The 17,837-nt window shown below is 66.3% G+C and carries 17 protein-coding genes and 1 pseudogene; 8 read left to right on the top strand and 10 right to left on the bottom strand.

Annotated features, from left to right (window positions below; translation table 11 throughout):
* Positions 1-102: 102 nt before the first annotated feature.
* Together CXY80_RS05100 and CXY80_RS05095 are read left to right on the top strand one after the other, a co-directional pair.
* Positions 103-519 (top strand): annotated as a pseudogene (locus CXY80_RS05100) (SDR family NAD(P)-dependent oxidoreductase); the annotation flags it as partial.
* A 147-nt stretch (positions 520-666) separates the two neighbouring features.
* Positions 667-2,061 carry an APC family permease gene (locus tag CXY80_RS05095; RefSeq protein ID WP_255411835.1) on the top strand — a complete coding sequence of 465 codons (1,395 nt, stop codon included), beginning with the start codon at positions 667-669 and terminating at the stop codon, positions 2,059-2,061.
* A 365-nt stretch (positions 2,062-2,426) separates the two neighbouring features.
* Here the strand turns inward: CXY80_RS05095 and CXY80_RS05090 are convergent, their stop codons facing one another.
* Complete coding sequence (locus CXY80_RS05090; protein WP_158251570.1) at positions 2,427-3,242, bottom strand: alpha/beta fold hydrolase; 816 nt, start codon at positions 3,240-3,242, stop codon at positions 2,427-2,429.
* Positions 3,243-3,357: 115 nt separating this feature from the next.
* On the opposite strand from CXY80_RS05090, the gene CXY80_RS05085 reads away from it, so the two are divergent.
* Together CXY80_RS05085 and CXY80_RS05080 are read left to right on the top strand one after the other, a co-directional pair.
* The gene (locus CXY80_RS05085) at positions 3,358-4,278 is read left to right on the top strand and encodes an AEC family transporter (protein WP_104131827.1); all 921 of its coding nucleotides are present in this window, start codon (positions 3,358-3,360) and stop codon (positions 4,276-4,278) included.
* Positions 4,279-4,415: 137 nt separating this feature from the next.
* Positions 4,416-5,159 (top strand): fumarylacetoacetate hydrolase family protein, encoded by a 744-nt coding sequence (locus tag CXY80_RS05080; protein WP_104131826.1) that lies wholly within the window; start codon positions 4,416-4,418, stop codon positions 5,157-5,159.
* A 23-nt stretch (positions 5,160-5,182) separates the two neighbouring features.
* On the opposite strand, the gene CXY80_RS05075 is transcribed toward CXY80_RS05080, so the two are convergent.
* The 3 genes from CXY80_RS05075 to CXY80_RS05065 are packed head-to-tail and all read right to left on the bottom strand — an operon-like array spanning position 5,183 to position 8,233.
* On the bottom strand, positions 5,183-5,842 hold the full coding sequence (locus CXY80_RS05075) for a GntR family transcriptional regulator (protein ID WP_092447925.1): 660 nt from the start codon (positions 5,840-5,842) through the stop codon (positions 5,183-5,185).
* A 10-nt stretch (positions 5,843-5,852) separates the two neighbouring features.
* Positions 5,853-7,037 carry an acyl-CoA dehydrogenase family protein gene (locus CXY80_RS05070; protein ID WP_104131825.1) on the bottom strand — a complete coding sequence of 395 codons (1,185 nt, stop codon included), beginning with the start codon at positions 7,035-7,037 and terminating at the stop codon, positions 5,853-5,855.
* Positions 7,038-7,072: 35 nt separating this feature from the next.
* Positions 7,073-8,233, bottom strand: a complete 1,161-nt coding sequence (locus CXY80_RS05065) for a CaiB/BaiF CoA-transferase family protein (protein ID WP_104131824.1) — start codon at positions 8,231-8,233, stop codon at positions 7,073-7,075.
* Between the two features lie 242 nt (positions 8,234-8,475).
* Between CXY80_RS05065 and putP the strand changes: the two genes are divergently transcribed.
* Positions 8,476-9,978, top strand: coding sequence for a sodium/proline symporter PutP (putP, locus tag CXY80_RS05060; RefSeq protein ID WP_104131823.1), 1,503 nt, complete (start codon positions 8,476-8,478; stop codon positions 9,976-9,978).
* Positions 9,979-10,068: 90 nt separating this feature from the next.
* On the opposite strand, the gene CXY80_RS05055 is transcribed toward putP, so the two are convergent.
* The gene (locus tag CXY80_RS05055) at positions 10,069-10,905 is read right to left on the bottom strand and encodes an exodeoxyribonuclease III (RefSeq protein WP_092447921.1); all 837 of its coding nucleotides are present in this window, start codon (positions 10,903-10,905) and stop codon (positions 10,069-10,071) included.
* Between the two features lie 111 nt (positions 10,906-11,016).
* On the opposite strand from CXY80_RS05055, the gene CXY80_RS05050 reads away from it, so the two are divergent.
* Positions 11,017-12,036: a TIGR03557 family F420-dependent LLM class oxidoreductase gene (locus CXY80_RS05050; protein WP_092447920.1), complete on the top strand. Its 1,020-nt coding sequence runs from the start codon at positions 11,017-11,019 to the stop codon at positions 12,034-12,036.
* Positions 12,037-12,083: 47 nt separating this feature from the next.
* On the top strand, positions 12,084-12,872 hold the full coding sequence (gene cofE / locus CXY80_RS05045; RefSeq protein WP_104131830.1) for a coenzyme F420-0:L-glutamate ligase: 789 nt from the start codon (positions 12,084-12,086) through the stop codon (positions 12,870-12,872).
* Here cofE and CXY80_RS05040 read toward each other — a convergent pair.
* A complete protein-coding gene (locus CXY80_RS05040) occupies positions 12,869-13,225 on the bottom strand; it encodes a DUF5110 domain-containing protein (protein WP_104131822.1) in 357 nt (118 codons plus the stop codon). The two genes, cofE and CXY80_RS05040, sit on opposite strands and share 4 nt — an antisense overlap.
* A gap of 113 nt (positions 13,226-13,338) precedes the next feature.
* Here CXY80_RS05040 and cofC point away from each other — a divergent pair, with 113 nt between their 5' ends.
* The gene (cofC, locus tag CXY80_RS05035) at positions 13,339-13,968 is read left to right on the top strand and encodes a 2-phospho-L-lactate guanylyltransferase (protein WP_199182226.1); all 630 of its coding nucleotides are present in this window, start codon (positions 13,339-13,341) and stop codon (positions 13,966-13,968) included.
* On the opposite strand, the gene cofD is transcribed toward cofC, so the two are convergent.
* Genes cofD through CXY80_RS05015 form a run of 4 tightly spaced genes read right to left on the bottom strand, consistent with a single transcriptional unit; the run spans position 13,965 to position 17,774 of the window.
* The gene (cofD, locus tag CXY80_RS05030; protein WP_233195008.1) at positions 13,965-14,984 is read right to left on the bottom strand and encodes a 2-phospho-L-lactate transferase; all 1,020 of its coding nucleotides are present in this window, start codon (positions 14,982-14,984) and stop codon (positions 13,965-13,967) included. The genes cofC and cofD overlap by 4 nt on opposite strands.
* A complete protein-coding gene (locus tag CXY80_RS05025; RefSeq protein ID WP_104131820.1) occupies positions 14,981-15,763 on the bottom strand; it encodes an ABC transporter ATP-binding protein in 783 nt (260 codons plus the stop codon). The genes cofD and CXY80_RS05025 overlap by 4 nt, the downstream gene beginning before the upstream one ends.
* Positions 15,754-16,770 carry a putative F420-0 ABC transporter permease subunit gene (locus tag CXY80_RS05020; RefSeq protein ID WP_104131819.1) on the bottom strand — a complete coding sequence of 339 codons (1,017 nt, stop codon included), beginning with the start codon at positions 16,768-16,770 and terminating at the stop codon, positions 15,754-15,756. Before CXY80_RS05020 ends, CXY80_RS05025 begins: the two co-directional genes overlap by 10 nt.
* Positions 16,767-17,774, bottom strand: coding sequence for a putative F420-0 ABC transporter substrate-binding protein (locus tag CXY80_RS05015; RefSeq protein WP_092447915.1), 1,008 nt, complete (start codon positions 17,772-17,774; stop codon positions 16,767-16,769). Before CXY80_RS05015 ends, CXY80_RS05020 begins: the two co-directional genes overlap by 4 nt.
* Between the last annotated feature and the right edge of the window lie 63 nt (positions 17,775-17,837).

Below are 17,837 nucleotides of genomic sequence, written 5' to 3'. Positions count from 1 at the left end.
ATGAACTCAGTGCGAGTATTCGGCGGAAACAACTTGACCATAAAACGCTCCAATCACTAGAGCGTTGCTACGACCATATGACTTTGCCTTGCGAGCGGATGGCGTGAGTCACGCATCGTAAATATCGCGTCGGCCGCCGGCACCCTCAGTAACCCGCGCATGAGCGTTTATGCCGCTTCGAAGGCCGCCCTGATCGGATGGAGCGATTCGCTGCGGCTCGAGCTCGTGCAGCAGGGTCACGGCCAGGTCAAGGTCACCACGGTCTGCCCGAGCTACATCGATACCGGCATGTTCGAGGGCGCGCGCGGGCCGCTGCTCACCCCACTGATGACCCCGGAATATGTCGTCGATCGGGTCTGGCGGGCCATGCTCGCCGGCAAGCCGCAGCTGCTGTTGCCCTGGACGGTCAGCCTGTCGAAGGTGCTGCGCGGCGTGCTGCCGCTGGCAGCCTGGGACACCGTCGCCGGTCGCGTCTTCGGCGTGTACCGCTCGATAGATCGGTGGGTCGGTCGCGGGTAGCGGCCCCCGACCGCCGGGAAAGTGGCAGACTCAAGGTAGACCAGCGCCGGCGGCGCACCATCCGGCGTCACTCAATGTTGAGTACGAGCCGAAACAAACGGGGACACCATCGCTACCACGCACCACCACGCACCGTCTTTGCTCAGAGTGCTCGGCAACAGAGACGCACTCGCCCTCGGCTTCGGTGCCATGATCGGTTTCGGCTGGGTCGTGCTGACCGGCGGCTGGATCAACGACGCCGGCACGATGGGCGCCGTCACGGCCATGATCGCCGGCGGCATCATCATGAGCATCGTCGGCCTCACCTACGCCGAACTCACCGCGGCAATGCCCAAGGCCGGCGGCGAACACAACTTTCTACTGCGGGCCATGGGGCCGCGCTGGTCGTTCGTCGGATCGTGGGCGATCACCGGCGGCTACGTCACCATCGTCGCCTTCGAGGCCGTCGCCCTACCGCGCACGGCCGGGTATCTCTTTCCTAACCTGAGCCAGATCCCGCTCTGGCAGATAGCTGGCGAGCAGGTCTATCTGACCTGGGCGCTGGTCGGAGCCGTGGCGGCCGTCGTGATCACGGGGATCAACATCCGGGGTGTGAAACTGGCCGGGGTCGTGCAGACCTTTGTGGTGCTGTTTCTGCTGATAGTCGGTGCGATGCTCGTGCTGGGCTCGTTCACCGGCGGCTCCACGGTGAACATGGAACCGTTCTTCACCGGCGGCATGGGCGGATTCTTCGCCGTGCTCGTCGTCGTGCCCTTCCTGTTCGTCGGCTTCGACGTCATTCCGCAATCGGCCGAAGAGGTCAACGTTGCGCCGCGCCAGATCGGCCGGCTCGTTGTGGTTGCCGTTATTCTCGCGACCATTTGGTACGTCATGATCGTGCTCACCACGTCATCGTCCATGTCGGCGGCGGCCATTGGCCAAACCGATATCGCCACAGCGGATGCCATGGGCGCGCTCTTCGGCAGCGACGTCATGGCCAGGGTGCTCATCGCCGGCGGAATCGCCGGAATCCTCACCTCGTGGAACTCGCTGCTGCTCGGGGCATCACGCCTGATGTTCTCGATGGCGCGCTCCGGCATGCTGCCGGCCTGGTTCGGCAAGCTGCACCCGAAATTTCGCACGCCGACCAACTCGCTCATCTTCGTCGGCGTTCTGTCGTTCATGGCGCCGTTCTTCGGAACGCAGATGCTCGGATGGCTCGTGGATTCCGGAGCCCCGAGCATCGTCATCGCCTACATTCTGGTTGCCGTGGCCTTTGTGGTGCTGCGCCGCCGCGAACCGAAGATGGACCGCCCGCTGCGCGTGGGCGGCAAGGGCAACGGCGGAGTCGTGATCGGCGTTGCCGCAGTCGCGCTCTGCCTGGCCCTGCTCAGCCTGTATATGCCCGGCATGCCGGCCGCGTTGTCGTTCGAACCCTGGGTGTTGTTCGCCCTCTGGTGGGTCGGCGGCGTGTTCTTCTACCTGCGCATTCCGGCTGGAATCGCGCCGGGCCACGACGCCGAGGAACGCCTGCTGGAGAGCCTCGGATCGCGTCGCTCCTAGCGCCCGGAACCGGTCGCGTCAGCGCCGAAAATAATGCGAAATTAATCTTGCATTTCCCGCGAAGATGAGTGCTGTTTTTGTGGCTGGGGCACTCGTACTCCCATAGTTGGCACTCTTCCAGCAGGAAGGTGACCACCTTGACGGACCGGGGCCCCAGCCTTTCTGTGCCTGTGCCTGTGCCTTGAGGTCTCCTGAACTGCCTCTCCGTCGGTCGACCCTGTCGAGACCTCCGTCGCCCTGCGCGAGCTGTCTGCGGAACCTGACCCTCTCCGTCGGTCGAGCTTGCCGAGACCCCGTCGTCCAACGCGAGCTGTCTGCGGAACCCGACCCTCTCCCGACTCCGTGCGGGGGAGGAGCGCTGCCGATCAGAGGTTGTTCGTAGCGAGCCAGCTGATCAGCACACGCTGAAATTCCAGCGGATGCTCCACGCTCGGCAGGTGCGCGGTGCCGCGGAACGTGCATCCGCTTGATTGCGGCAACATCTCCAGCAGAAATTCATAATGGGCCAGCGCTGAGGTGACGTCGAGCTCGCCCACGGTGACGAGCGCCGGAACATCGATGTCGCTGACCCGGTCGAGCGCGGGCGGCTCAAGCGGAATCGAGATCGGCGCCTCCGTAGCGTGGATGACGTTGCGCAGGTTGAGTTCTTGCGCCAGGGCGAGAAAGGCCGGGTCGACGTCGGCCGGCTTACGGGCCGGCCCGACCGCCCACAGGGTGACCTCAAGCCGGGCCAGCCGGGGCCACTGGCGGGCGGTGAAAGCCGCATCGAGCTTGTCGAACAGGGCGTCTTCCCGCTCGGTGAGCTCCACCTCGGGAAATCCGCTGGGGCCGGAGCCGATCGTGACCAGGCCCGCCACCCGCTCGGGACTGGCGACGGCCAGGTCGATCGCAATCGTGCCACCGCGTGAGCAGCCGATGAGGGTGGCCCGAGCGACGCCGAAATGATCGAGCAGCGCCGCGGCATCCGCTCGATTGGAGAATTCCACATTCTCGGTCGTCGTCTGGCCGAAACCGCGGGCATCAAAGCGAATGACGAAGTGGTGCGCCGCGAGAGCCGCGACCTGCGGATCCCACATGCGCAGGGTCGCAATGCCGGCGTGCAGCAACAGCAGGGCGGGAGATTCGGGGTCGCCCAGTGTTTCGTAGTAGAGCGAAGCGCCGGGAACATCGAGTCTGGGCATGCCCCGAGCGTAGCGCCACGTCCGGTGCGCCCGAAAGACCAGGCTCTGCGATGGCTGGAATCGGCAGAGGCTGTTTTGACCTGGTGAGCGGTCCGAAACCCCTAGGCTCAACATAATGGGCGGTGTACTGGTCGGGTTTTCGATTATCGGATTTGTGATCCTGATCGGGTACTTTGTCGAACGGTTCGGCATCGTCGGTGTCGGCACCGGCCGGGTGCTCAATCGGATGGCCTTCTTCGTGGCGACTCCGGCGCTGCTGTTCACGGTGCTCTCGCACGCGGATGTCACCGTGCTGTTCTCTGAATTTCTGCTCGCCATTGTCTGCACCATCGTGGTCGGTGTCGTCGTCTATGTCATCGCCGCCCGCTTGTTTTTTCGTCGACCGCTGGCCGAGACGGTGCTCGGCGCATCGACCGCGACGTACGTCAACGCAAACAATATCGGGCTTCCGGTAGCCATCTACGTGCTCGGCAGCGCGCAGTACGTGGCTCCCGTGCTGCTGCTGCAGCTGGTCATTCTGGCCCCGACCATTCTGGCCATTCTCGACCTCGCCACCCAGGGCCGAGCGTCGTTTCGGTCGATCGTGACTCAGCCCATTCGCAACCCGATGATTATCGCCTCGCTCGCCGGTGTGCTCGTGGCGATGCTGGGCATCACGCTGCCCAAACCCGTGCTCGCCCCGTTCGAGCTGATCGGCGCCGCCGCCATTCCCCTGGTGCTGCTGTCGTTTGGCATGTCGCTGCACGGCCAGCGCCTGCTGAAAGCCGGAACCGGGCGCAAACAGGTCGTCGCCGCGACCGCGATCAAGGTCGCGCTCATGCCGATCGTCGCGTACCTGTTCGGGCACTTCGTGTTCGACCTCGCCGGTGCCGAATTGTTCGCCGTCGTCGCCGTGTCGGCGCTGCCGACCGCGCAGAACATCTTCAACTTCGCCTCGCGCTACGACCGGGCCATGGTCGTCACCCGCGACACCGTGTTGCTCACCACGATCCTGTCCATGCCCGCCCTGCTCGTGATCGCGGCCCTCCTTGCCTGAGTGCCGGCAGAACTGCGGAGATTTTACTCACATTCCCCGAAATCACTGGGTCACCGCACGGTGCGTTCGCGCGTGACCGTGAAGTTCTCCGCAGGTATGCAGGGGCACCAAGTGATTTTGCCCTCGAAAGGATGAAAATGTCGCTCAGCACCCCCGAGACCGGTTTGCCGGCCCCGTTCTCCCCGCCGAAACCCACCAGCCTGCCGATCAGTGACTCGGCCGACCGGTTCTACCTGAACCGGGTCTACTGCGTCGGCCGCAACTACGCCGACCATGCGCGAGAAATGGGCAATGACCCCGATCGGGAGCCGCCCTTCTTCTTCGCCAAACCGGCCGACGCCGTGTTCGCCGTGACCGAGGGCGTTCCCGCTCGCGGCGTTTCTGTCCACGAGGTGCCCTACCCGCCCGAGACCGACAACCTGCACTTCGAGATGGAACTCGTTGTCGCGATCGGCGTTGGCGGCGCCGACATCGCGGCAGTGGATGCCCTCGGTCACGTCTTCGGCTACGCCGCCGGCGTCGACCTCACCCGCCGCGACCTGCAGGATGCAGCCAAGGCCGTGCGTCGCCCGTGGGACCTCTCCAAGGGCTTCGACTTTTCCGGACCGTGCTCGCCGCTCGTCGCCGCGGCCACGATCGGTCATCCGGCCGCGGCCCGCATTTGGCTCGACGTCGACGGTGACACCCGCCAGGACGGGGACCTCGCCGACCAAATCTGGCCCGTCCCCGACGTGATTGCCGCGCTGTCCCGCTTCGTCACGCTGCGTCCGGGTGACCTGATTTTCACTGGGACTCCCGCCGGTGTCGGCCGCATTGAGCCCGGTGACGACGTCACCGCCGGAATCGACGGGATCGGCGAGCTCGCGTTCCGCGTCGTCTGACCGGTATCCGCTTGCCTGGCAGCTCAGGCCAGCAGCGCGCCGAGGGCGGTCGTGGCGTGGCCGCGATGCTCATCGAGTAGGCCGATGACGAGCTCGGTGTCCCCGGCGGCGAAGGCGTCGACGATGGCGGCATGCTCGTGCTCGACCAAGGCCCGGTTGCCCGCCTGCTCGTAGTAGAGCCGGCGGTAGGCTTCGGTCGAATCCCAGAGCGCACGCAGAATGCGTTCCAGCCGGGGGAGCCCGGATGACGTCACGAGTACGAAGTGAAACCGCCGGTTGGCCTCGTTCATGGCGAGCATGTCGCCGGCCGCATTAGCCCGCTCCACCTCGACGGCGGTGGCGCGCAGTGCGGTGAGCACGTGTTCGCCGCCGCGCGCGATCGTGGCGCGCACCGCCTCCGCCTCGAGCAGCTGCCGCAGTCGGTACACTTCGAGCAGGTCGGCGAGCGAGAGCTCGGTCACCCGGTAGCCGCGATGCGGCTCGTGCACGACGTGCCCCTCGGTTTCGAGCGTGTTGAGGGCCTCCCGCACCGGAACCCGGCTGACGCCGAGGCGTTCGGCCAGATCCTCCTGTCGCAGTGGCTGCCCGGGAACAAACTCGCCGACGGCGATCAGGCGCCGCAGCTCAGCGAGCACGAATGCCGGAACGGTCGGCGGGCGCTGGGTCGGATTGGGAGAAGACACTGTCAAAACTCTAGCGAAAGGCCGGGATGCCGGTGATGTGCTGGCCGAGAATGAGGGTGTGCACCTCGTCGGTGCCCTCGTAGGTGCGCACGCTTTCGAGGTTGTTGGCGTGGCGCATCGGGGAATAGTCCAGGGTGATGCCGTTGCCGCCGAGCATGGCGCGGGCCTCCCGGCAAATGGCGATGGCTTCGCGGCAGTTGTTGAGCTTGCCGACCGAGATCTGGTGCGGAGCGAGCGTGCCGGCGTCCTTGAGCCGGCCGAGCTGAAGGGCGAGCAGCGTGCCCTTGTTGATTTCGAGCGCCATGTTGACGAGCTTCTGCTGGGTCAGCTGGTAGCCGGCGAGCGGCTTGCCGAACTGCATCCGCTCCTGCGAGAAGGCCAGCGCTGTAAGGTAGCTGTCGCGGGCCGCACCCATGACGCCCCAGACGATGCCGTAGCGGGCCTCGTTCAGGCACTCGAACGGGCCGCGCAGACCGCGCGCCTTGGGCAGCATCGCCGAGTCGGGCAGGCGCAGCTCGGTCATTTCAATCTCGCACTGAATCGAGGCTCGCATCGAGAGCTTTTGCTCGATCGGCGTGGCGACGAATCCGGGGGTATCGGTGGGGACGACGAAGCCGCGGATTCCGTCATCCGTCATCGCCCAGATGATGGCGACCTGTGCGATCGAGGCCAGGCCAATCCAGCGCTTGGTGCCTTTGAGAACCCAGTCGGTGCCGTCGCGGCGCGCGAAAGTGGTCATGCTCGCCGGGTCGGAGCCGGCCGAAGGCTCGGTCAGCCCGAAGCAGCCGATCACCGAACCGGCGGCCATGCGCGGCAGCCACTCGTTTTTCTGTTCCTCGGAGCCGTGCTTGTGGATCGCGCTCATCGCGAGCGACCCCTGCACGCTCACGAAGGTGCGCAGCCCAGAGTCGCCGGCCTCGAGCTCGAGCGCAGCGAGGCCGTATTCGACCGAGCTGCGCCCGGGGCAGCCGTAGCCCGTGAGGTGCATGCCGAGCAGGCCGAGCCTGGCCAGCTGCGGAATGATCTCGAGCGGAAAGAACGCGTTCTCGTACCACCCGGCGATGTTCGGTTTGATCGTGGTGTTGACGAAGGCCCGCACCGCATTGCGCAGGGTGATCTCGGTCTCGGTCAGCAGGGAATCGATGCCCACGAGGTCGGCGGCGTCGGTCAGATCGGTGTCAATGAGGGTAGTCATGAGTCGTCTTCCTTCAGTAGAGCGGATGCTTATGGTCAGAAAAAGGTCGCACCATTGTGTTCCCCGAGCAGTGGCGGCGGGCGCCGGTATCGTGCGGGGGTCGCGGAGAGGCTGATCGGGTTGGCGATCTGCTGGCTCACCCGCGACCGGTTCGAATCGGTCACCGGCACGATCGGGGCGAGGCCGAGTTCGGTGGCCAGTTCGAGCGCCTCGGCGATCGAATTCACCTTGCCGGCCGGCACGCGCGCGGTCGCCAGCAGTGCGGTCCATTCCGTGGCCGGACGGGTGGCGAGCCGCGCTTCGAGCAGCTCTTTGAGCGCCGCGCGATGGGCGAGGCGGTCGGCGTTGCAGCCGAACCGGTGATCGCGTGCCAGCTCGGGGCGGTCGAGCACCTGTACGAGTGCGCTGAACTGCTTGTCGGTGCCGACCGCGATCGCGATCGGGTCGTCCAGGGTTCGAAACGTTTCATAGGGTGCGATGCTCGGGTGAGCGTTGCCAAGGCGCTGGGGGGCGACCCCGGTGGCGAGGGTGCTCGAGGCCTGGTTGACCAGCCCGGCGAGTAAGGACGAGAGCAGATTCACCTCGACTCGCTGGCCCAGACCGGTCTGCTCGCGCGAGCGCAGTGCGGCCAGAATGCCGACGACCGCGTTCTGCCCGGTCAGTACATCGACGAGGGCGACCCCGACCTTGCTCGGTTCTTCGGCGGCCGAGCCGGTCACGCTCATCAGCCCGCCGACCGCTTGCACGAGCAGGTCGTAACCGGGGAGCGCCGCGCCGCCGGCGCGGCCGAATCCGGTGACCGAGCAGTAGACGAGCTCGGGGCGCTCCGCGGTCAAACTGGCGTAGTCGAGGCCGTACTGCTCCATGACGCCCGGGCGAAAGTTTTCGATCACGACGTCGGCGGTCAGCGCGAGGGCGCGCGCTTCAGCCAGGCCGTTCTCGGTACGTAAATCGCAGACCACAGAGCGTTTATTGCGGTTGACGCTCGCGAAATAGCTACCAATACCGTTCAGGTCGACCGGCGGCACCCAGGCGCGGGTGTCATCGCCGAGCGGGTGCTCGATTTTGATCACATCGGCGCCGAAATCGGCCAGCATCATGGTGGCAAATGGCCCGGCGAGCACGCGAGAAAAATCCGCAATACGGATGCCGTCCAGCGGACCCGTCGTGCGCGCCTCATCAATAATCCCGGTCATTTGGATACTGTATCCAATTTGGCCGAGGAGGGGAAGGAGTGGACGCCTCGTGCGGTCATTGTGGGCACGTTCAGGGCGACCGCGGGCAGGGGGTAAGCCCTCCGTTATTAAACGGTTACGGGGGCGAATGGGCGGTTAAAGATGGCGCCATGCCCATATTTCTGCGAGACTGGAGCTTTGAGCTTGCTCGCACCTCGAGTAATCACGTCCAGTACGTCGGGCATCCCAACAAAGGAATCCCATTGACGGATCAAACATTTCAACTCATTGCAATCGTTTTATATCTCGCAGGCATGGTTGCCATCGGCTACTTCGCCTTTCGTCAGACCAAAGACCTTGACGACTACATGCTCGCCGGCCGAGGACTCAAGCCGGGCACAGCGGCCCTGAGCGCGGGTGCTTCGGACATGTCCGGCTGGCTGTTGCTCGGTCTCCCCGGAGCCATTTACGTGTCCGGCCTCGTTGAGGCCTGGATCGCCATCGGCCTCACCATCGGTGCCTGGCTGAACTGGAAGTTCGTGGCACCGCGGCTGCGCTCCTACACCTTCGTATCGAAGAATTCGATCACCATCCCGAGCTTCTTCGAGAACCGACTGAAAGACACGTCGCGCCTGCTGCGCGTGGTCTCCGGTGTGATCATCCTGGTGTTCTTCACGTTCTACGTCTCCTCCGGCATGGTTGCCGGAGGTGTGTTCTTCGAGGAGTCTTTCGGCTCCACGTTCGTCACCGGCATGCTGATCGTCGGCGGCGTCACCCTGCTGTACACCCTGTTCGGCGGCTTTCTCGGTGCTACCCTCACCGACGTTGCCCAGGGCCTCCTCATGCTCGCCGCGCTGATCGCTGTACCCCTCGTAGCGCTGAACGCCACCGGCGGAGTCGTCGCAACCCTCGACTCCATCCGCGAAGTCAACCCCGACCTGCTGTCTTTGACCGCCGGCGGATCCGTGCTCGGTGTCATCTCGGCTGCCGCCTGGGGCCTCGGTTACGTCGGCCAGCCGCACATCATCGTGCGTTTCATGGCCATGCGCACCCCGCAGGACGCCAAGGCTGGTCGCCGCATCGGCATCGGCTGGATGATCCTCACCGCCCTCGGTGCTATTGCGACCGCCCTGATCGGTATCGCGTACTTCCAGCAGAACCCCGACTTGGATCTCGCAAACCCGGAGACTGTGTTCCTCATTCTCTCGCAGACCCTGTTCCACCCCTTCATCGCGGGCCTCGTGCTCGCCGCCGTGCTTGCCGCGATCATGAGCACCATCTCCTCGCAGCTCATCGTCTCGTCGTCGGCGCTCGTTGAAGACCTCTACAAGATTGTGGGCAAGGATGCCGCGCCCAAGCAGCTGGTCATGCTCGGCCGTATCGGTGTGCTCGTCGTGGCCGTCATCGCCGCACTGATCGCGCTGCAGCAGAACTCGACCATTCTCGACCTGGTCGGTTTCGCCTGGGCCGGCTTCGGTGCCGCCTTCGGTCCGGTGGTCATCCTCTCGCTGTACTGGAAGAAGCTCTCCACCTGGGGCACCCTGGCCTCCATGGTCACCGGTGCCGTCGTCGTGTTCGTCTGGGGTAACTCCGCCCTCGGCGACACCCTGTATGAGATCGTGCCCGGCTTCGCTGCCAGCATGATCGTGGCCGTCGTGGTCTCCCTCGCCACGTACAAGCCGAACGCCGAGATCGATGCCGAATTCGAACTGGCCGCAGAACAGGCACACCCGAAGTACCAGGCTCCCACGAAGGTCTCGGTCTAACCACCGGCACCTCGCACTGTACGTTTTACTGCAACGACAGCTGCCCCCGGCCGAAAAGCCGGGGGCAGCTGTCGTTAACGCATCTTTCTATTAGAAGATCATCGGGCGGTCGTCATCGTCGCCGCCCAGATCGAGGTCGACGAGCACCGGAACGTGGTCGCTCGGGGCGTCGCCCTTGCGTTCATTGCGATGGATGCTGGCATCCGTTACCAGATCGGCGAAGGCGGGCGAGCCGAGGATGAAGTCGATGCGCATGCCCTCGTTGCGCGGAAACCGCAGCTGCTTGTAGTCCCAGTAGGTGAAGCCCTCCGGCACGATCGGGCGCACGACGTCGGTCAGGCCGGCTGCCTGGAAGGCCTCGAACGCCGCGCGTTCCGGCGGCGAAATGTGCGTGGAGAGACCGGGAACCAGCGTCGGGTCACCGGCGTCTTCGTCGCGGGGCGCGACGTTCCAGTCGCCCATCATGGCCAGCGCGAGCGTGGGATGGGCCTCGAGCTCCGCGACCGCGTGGGCCTCGAGGGCCTTCAGCCAGGCCAGCTTGTAGTCGTAGTGCGGGTCGCCGAGCGCACGCCCGTTCGGCACGTACAGGCTCCACAGGCGCAGGTCGTTCACGGTCACGCCGAGCGCGCGCGCCTCGAGCGGCTGGTCTGGACCGACCGCACCCTTCAGGAAGCCGGGCATATTCGGAAAACTGGTGACGACATCCGTCATTGGCTCGCGGCTGGCAAACGCCACGCCATTCCACTGGCTCAAACCGTGAATGGCGAGGTCGTAGCCGGCGTCCTCGAACACCTGCGAGGGAAACTGCTCGGGCTTGCACTTGATCTCCTGCATGGCGAGAACGTCGATGTCTTCGCGTTCCATCCAGTCGACGATTCGTCCGGAGCGGGCACGAACGGAATTGACGTTCCAGGTGGCGATGCGCATGACTCCAGCCTATAAGGGCCAGCGTGCCGCCCGGCCAAGCGGATGCCGCCTTCCGCGGTATCGAACGCAGCCCCGACCGTGTTGCGATTGAATGGACATAGATACACGGTTATGGGCGGAAAGGGTATTTTGACGGAGTTGCGGATTGGCTACGCGGCCATGCTGGAGCAGTTTGCACCGGCCGAGGCGGTCGCGCTGTCGGCCTACGCGGAGCAGCACGGTTTCACCGGCGTGATGGCGGCCGACCACTTTCAGCCCTGGGTTCCAGCGCAGGGTCAGTCGAGCTTCGTCTGGAGCGTGCTCGCCTCGATCGCCGAGCGCACCACCGGCGACTTCGGACCCGGCGTGACGGCGCCCACCTTTCGCTGGCACCCGGCCATGGTCGCGCAGGCTTCCGCGACGCTGGCCTCGATGCACCCGGGTCGGCATTGGCTGGGACTCGGCAGCGGTGAAGCGCTGAACGAGCACATTGTGGGCGGCTACTGGCCCGAAGCCCCGGAGCGCATCAATCGCATGTTCGAGGCCATCGAGATCATCTCCAAGCTGTTCGCCGGATCCCTGGCCGACAAGGACGTCAAGCACTCCGGGCAATTCTTCAAGCTTGAATCCACCCGGCTGTGGACCATGCCGGACGTTGCCCCGGAGATTCTGGTAGCCACGGCCGGCCCGGTCACGGCCAAACGCGCCGGTCGGCTGGCGGACGGCCTGATCACGGTCGGCGCCCCGCTGGAGAAGATCGCGATGCTGTTCGCAAAATTCGACGGCGGCGCCCGCGAGGCCGGAAAAGACCCGTCGACGATGCCCAAGGTGTTGCAGCTACATATGAGCTGGGCCGAAACCGACGAAGAGGCCATGACCAATGCCCTGCACGAGTGGCCGAACGGCGGCATGAAGTTTCCGAAGAGCGATATTCGATCGCCGTTCGAGTTCGAGCAGCTGGCCAAAATGGTGCGTCCGGAGGACTTCGAGGGCCGCATGGTCATCTCGGCCGACCCCGACGAGCACCGCAAATACATCCAGAAATTCGTCGACCTCGGCTTCGATCGCATCTACCTGCACAACGTCGGCCGCAACCAGAAGCAGTGGATCGACGTCTTCGGCGCATCCGTTCTGCCGAAGCTGGTGCGCTGATGCCGCACGACGCCCGGCCCGACGCGGCCGCGGCGGAAGTGGGGGCAATGGAACTGTTCGGCCTCAAGGTGTTCACCCTCGGTGGGTTCGGTGAGATCACGGCCGGTGACGACCTCGCCGCCCTAATCGCGGAGGCCGCTCGGTCCCGCCTGATTGACGGCGATATTGTGGCGGTGACCAGCAAGATCGTTTCGAAGGCCGAGGGGCGGGCTGTGCCAGCGGCCGACCGCGAACAGGCGATCACCGAAGAGACCGTGCGGATCGTGGCCTCACGCGCCTACCCGGGTGGAGTCACCCGCATCGTCGAGAACCGGCAGGGACTCGTGATGGCGGCGGCCGGCGTCGACACCAGCAACGCGCCCGCGGGCGTCGTGCTGCTGCTGCCGGTGGATCCGGATGCCTCCGCTCGCGCGCTCTGCACAGCCCTTCGCGAGCGCACCGGCCTGCGGCTCGGCGTGCTGATCACCGATACTGCCGGGCGCCCGTGGCGCGAGGGCCAGACCGACATCGCCATCGGTGCGGCGGGGCTTGTGGTACTCGACGACCTGCGCGGCACAACGGATGTCTCGGGTCGCCGCCTCGACGTCACCGTCGCGGCGGTCGCCGACGAGATCGCCGGAGCCGCCGATCTGGTCAAGGGCAAGACCAGCGGCAACCCGGTCGCCGTGCTGCGCGGACTCGGACGACTGGTCGGCGACCTCGATGCCGTCGGCGCCCGGGCGTTACAGCGCCCGAGCGACACCGACATGTTTAGGCTCGGTACCACCGAGGCCCGCGCCGAAGGGTATCGCGAGGGGTTCGCCGCCGGGTTGGCTGCAGCAGCCGAGAAAAGCTAGATCGAGATCGTGAGGTTCTGGATCAGGCCGGTCTCGGCGGCGAGCTCGAAGCGGTAGCTGAGGTCGACGCTGCGGCCGGGAAAGTTGCCCTCGATGCGGTTGATGACGGTCGTTGCCGCCTCGTCCTTCTCGGTGCGCAGGAGGGTGGTCGTGTATTCGAACTCGGCGGCGCTGCCAGCCAGCCAGGCCGTGATGGCCGGCTCGCCGGTGTACGTCTTACCGTCGTCGACGACGACAGCGTTTTCGACAAAGGTCGCTCGAGCGGAGGTGGGCTTGGCGCTCGCGCTGCGCTCCAGATAGGTGACGATCGCCATGGGAAGCGCGCGAGCCTGTGCGGTGAGTGACTGTGACATGGGACCTCCTGGGCCGTTCATTCGAACGTACGGATGTTGGCTACTCGACCCCTGAGGCTACCGCTTGCCGGGTTGCGCGGGTTTGCCGGCGGAGCGCTGATAGCGTGTTTACCGTGGATCAGACTCGGTGGGTGGTGGTCGTCCCGGTGAAGGGAACCGCCGGGGCGAAGAGCCGCCTCGGGGCCGGAGCCGGGCGGGCGGGCCTCGCCGATGCGTTCGCGTTGGACACGGTAGCGGCGCTGGTGGCGGCATCCGCTGTGGAGCGCGTGTTCGTGGTGACCGCGAGTGCACGGCTCGGCGTGCTTCTCGCCGCACTCGGCGCCGTCATCGTGCCGGAGGTGCCGGGCCCGGACGCGGGGCAGGACCGATTGAACGCCGCGATCGAGCAGGGTGCCGAGGCGGCCCGGTTCGCGTGCCCCGACGCGAATCTGGCCGTTGTGACCGGAGATCTGCCGGCCCTGCACGTGGCCGATGTAGAAACGGCGTTCGCGCTCGCGGCCACGCACCCGCTCTCGATGGTGGCCGATGCGGAGGGCGTGGGAACAACGACGCTGCTCGCGCAGGCCGGCTACAGGTTCACTCCGCGGTTCGGTCTCGGCTCCCGCGCCGCGCACGAGGGCGACGGGCACGTCGTGCTGGACTTGCCGCCGAGCTCGTCGCTGCGACGCGACGTCGACACCGCAGCCGACCTCGACACCGCCCGGGCGCTGGGGCTCGGGCCGCACACGAGCGAACTGGTCTAGCTCCTGGCTCCGGGCCACAGCGCCAGGGCGGCGGCCGCCATCGCGGTCGTGGCGGGCAGGTCGGTCATCCACAGTGGCACAGCGGCCGAGCGGATGCCGGCGGCCGCGAGAGCGGGCAGGGCCACGGCATCCGATTCGTCGATGAGCCAGCCGTCGAGGATGCCGCCCCGGCTGCGGGCACCGTAGTGCAGCGCGACCGCGAGTGCACTGGTCTCGACCCCGATCGTGCGGAGGCAGGCGTCGGCCATTCCGCGCACCGCCGCGCCGCCGACAATCGGAGAGACGCCGACCACGCGGGCCGCGGTCGACCGCAGCGCATCACGTATGCCCGGAACGGCCAGGATCGTGCCGACCGACACGACCGGATTCGACGGCGGCAGCACGACGAGGTCGGCCTCGGTGATGGCTTCGAGCACCCCCGGCGCGGCGACCGCGTCGGCGAGTCCCCGCTGCTCGAACCCGGTGATCGGCACCTTCGCCCGGTAGCGAACCCACCATTCTTCGAAGTGGATATAGTCGCCCACGGAGTGCTCATCTATATTCTCGGCGAGGCATACGTGGGTTTCCACGGGCTGATCACTCATCGGCAGCAGCCGCACCCCGGGCTGCCAGCGGCGGCAGAGAAATTCCGTCGCTTCAGAGAGCGTCGAACCGCTGCGCAGTAGATCGGTGCGCACGATGTGGGTGGCCAGATCGAGATCGCCGAGGGTGAACCAGGACCAGCCGCGACCGTAAGCCGCGATCTCAGCGGAGGTCCTCCGGGTCTCGTCGGGGCGGCCCCAGCCCTGCTCCTCGTTGATACCGTCACCGAGCGTATACATGACCGTGTCAAGGTCGGGGCAGATGCGCAGCCCGTCCAGCCACATGTCGTCGCCCGTGTTCACAATCACCGTCACGGTGGCGTCTGGAGCTTCCACCGCGAGCTGCGCCAACACACCGCGGGTGAAACGGGCACCGCCGACACCGCCGGCCAGAACGGTCACGCGCTTCAGGCTCGTCATGCCGACGCCGCTCATGCCGACACCGAAGCAGCCGCATAGACGATGACCGGATGACCGCCGCGCGGATGCTCGAGAATGTAGCAGTCCACGCCGTAGACGGCGCCGATGATCTCGGGGGTGAGCACCGCAGCGGGCGTGCCGGAGGCTACCAGCAGGCCACCATCGAGCAGCAGGATGTGGTCGCAGTAGGCCGCGGCGAGGTTGAGATCGTGCAGGGCCATGATCGCCGTCACGCCCAGCTCGCGCACCTGCCCGAGCAACGAGAGCTGGGCACTCACGTCGAGGTGGTTGGTCGGTTCGTCGAGCAGAAGCAGGCTCGGTTGCTGCGCCATGGCCCGGGCGATCTGCACGCGCTGCTGCTGCCCACCGCTCAGAGTGGGCCACGACCGATCGGCCAGAGTTCCCGCACCGACCAGTTCGAGGGCGTCCAGAGCGACCGTGCGATCCTCCGCGCTGCTGAACGAGCCCATGAGTTTGGTGCGGTGTGGAATGCGCCCCAGCAGCACAACCTCAAGCACGGTCAGTTCCACACTCGGGGCGGCGTTCTGCTCGAGCAGCGCGATCCGCCGGGCCGCCTCGCGCCGCGGAAGGGAGCCGATGGCGACGTCGTCGAGGGAGGCGGTGCCGGCATCCGCTGTGTCGATACCCGCGATCAGGCGAAGCAGGGTGGACTTGCCGGCGCCGTTCGGCCCGAGCAGGCCGGTGACGCTGCCGGTGGGCAGTGACGCCGAAACGTCCCGCAAAATGCTGGTGCCGTCGACGCTGAACGACAACCGATCGAGTTCTACGCCCACAGCTTCGACTTCTTTCTCTTGATCAGCAAAATGAACACCGGCACGCCGATGAACGCGGTGATGATGCCCACCGGCAGCTCGCGCGGATCGAACACGGTGCGCGCGAGGGTATCGGCGATCACCAGGAACAGCGCCCCGCAGACCGCGACGAGCGGGAGCAGGCGGCGGTGGCCCGGGCCGCTGATGCCGCGCACCAGGTGCGGCAGAATGAGCCCGACGAACCCGATGGACCCGCTCACGGCCACCATGGCCCCGGTGAGCAGAGCGACCGAACCGAGCAGGGCCCAGCGGGTGCGATTCACATTGATGCCGAGGCTGGTCGCCGACGTGTCACCGAAGGCGAACGAGTCGAGCCGGGTCGCCGACAGGACAATGCCGGTGCCCACGACCAAAACGGCTGTCGCCGCGATCATTACGCTCTGCCAGGTGGCACCGGCCAGCGAGCCGAGCAGCCAGTTGAGGATCTCGCGGTAGGAGTCGCCCTTGGCCGCCCAGAAGATGATGAACGAGGTGAGGGCACCGGCGAGCTGGGCGATGGCCAGGCCGGCGAGCACGGCCCGCACCGGGGTGACCGTTCCCCCGACCTTGGCGATGCTGAGCGTCGCCATTAAGGCCAGCAATGCCCCGGCAAACGCTGCGGCCGGCAGGGCAAATCCGATGCCGAGAATGACCACGCACACCGCACCAACGGATGCCCCGCTCGACAGCCCGAGCAGGTACGGGTCGGCGAGGGGATTGCGCGTCACGCTCTGCATCACGGCGCCGCTCAGGGCGAGGCCCGCGCCGACCAGGGCGGCCGTGAGCACGCGCGGTAGCCGGAGCTGCCAGACGATCGAGTCGATGAGTAGCGGTACCGGCTCGACGGGCAGGCCGAGGTGCGCGCCGATGCTGCCCGCCACCTGGGCAAGGCTCACCGCTGCCGGCCCGATGGTCACGGCAACCGCGCACCCGAGCACGAGTAGAGCGGCTGCCGCGACCAGCCACCCGAGGTACTTACTGCGGGTCACTCGTCGAGCGCGGCTAGCTGCGAGATCGTGGACGCCGTCGCTTCGACGTTGCGGATGCCGGCCTCGGTCGCGGCGAACGGCAGGATGATGTAGCGCTGGTTCTTGACGGCGTCGAGCACCTGCGTGGCCGGGTCGGACTCCAGGTGGGCGATCTTCGACGCGGCGGTGTTCCAGGTGGCGTCGACGAGCACGATGACGCTCGGGTTGGCCTCGATGATCGATTCCCAGCCCGCCGAGGTCCAGGTGTCGCTCACGTCGGCGAAGATGTTGGTGAGCCCGGCGGCGTCCATGATCATCTCGGGTGAGCCGATACCAGCACCGACATAGGGGGTCGTGGTGCCGCTCGAGTACCACAGGGCCGTGGTGTCGGTCGCGGTCGGCTTGAGGGCGGCGAGGTCGGACTGCAGGCCGCTGACCAGCTTGGCTGCGGCATCCGTTGCGCCGAAGATGGCACCGGCCTCGTCGATTTCGGCGAAAACCGTGTCGAAGGTGAGCGGGTTCGGCATGGAGTCGCCCTTGCAGGCGGCCGGCGAGACGTAGGTTCCCACGCCGAGAGCCTCGAGGGCGGGGCGCTCGCCCACGCCGTCGGCGCTGAAGTTGGATTCCCACCCGCCGTAGATGAAGTCGGGGTTCAGGCCAAGCACCGCCTCCTGTCCGGGCAGAAAGTCGCTGATCACGGTGAGGTCGGCGCCGGCTGCCGCGAGCGACTCAGGTAGGGGCCCGTCGAGAAAGGCTGAGCCGACGATGCGGTCGCCGAGTCCAAGGGCGAGCAGCAGTTCGGTGGCCGAGGACTTGATCGACACGATCCGTTCGGGGGCGGCTGCGACGGTGACGCTGGTGCCGCAGTTGTCAGCCGTGATGGGGTAGCCCGCGCGGGCAGCTGTTGACGAAGCGGGGGACGAGGCCAAAGTGGCGGCGGGCGTTGTCGTGGCGGCGCATCCGCTGAGCAGCAGGGCGGCGTTGATGCCGACGCCGATGAACAGAAAACGGGAACGACGGAGCATGTGGGACCTCACAAAATTTGGGCGCGGTAAACTGGACTGTCCAGCGACCTGCTGCCCAAATCG

The organism is Cryobacterium sp. M91, from assembly GCF_002929615.1.
GTDB lineage: Bacteria > Actinomycetota > Actinomycetes > Actinomycetales > Microbacteriaceae > Cryobacterium > Cryobacterium levicorallinum.
The sequence above is the reverse complement of the archived record's forward strand: the minus strand, read 5'-3'. Positions and strand labels throughout refer to the sequence as shown.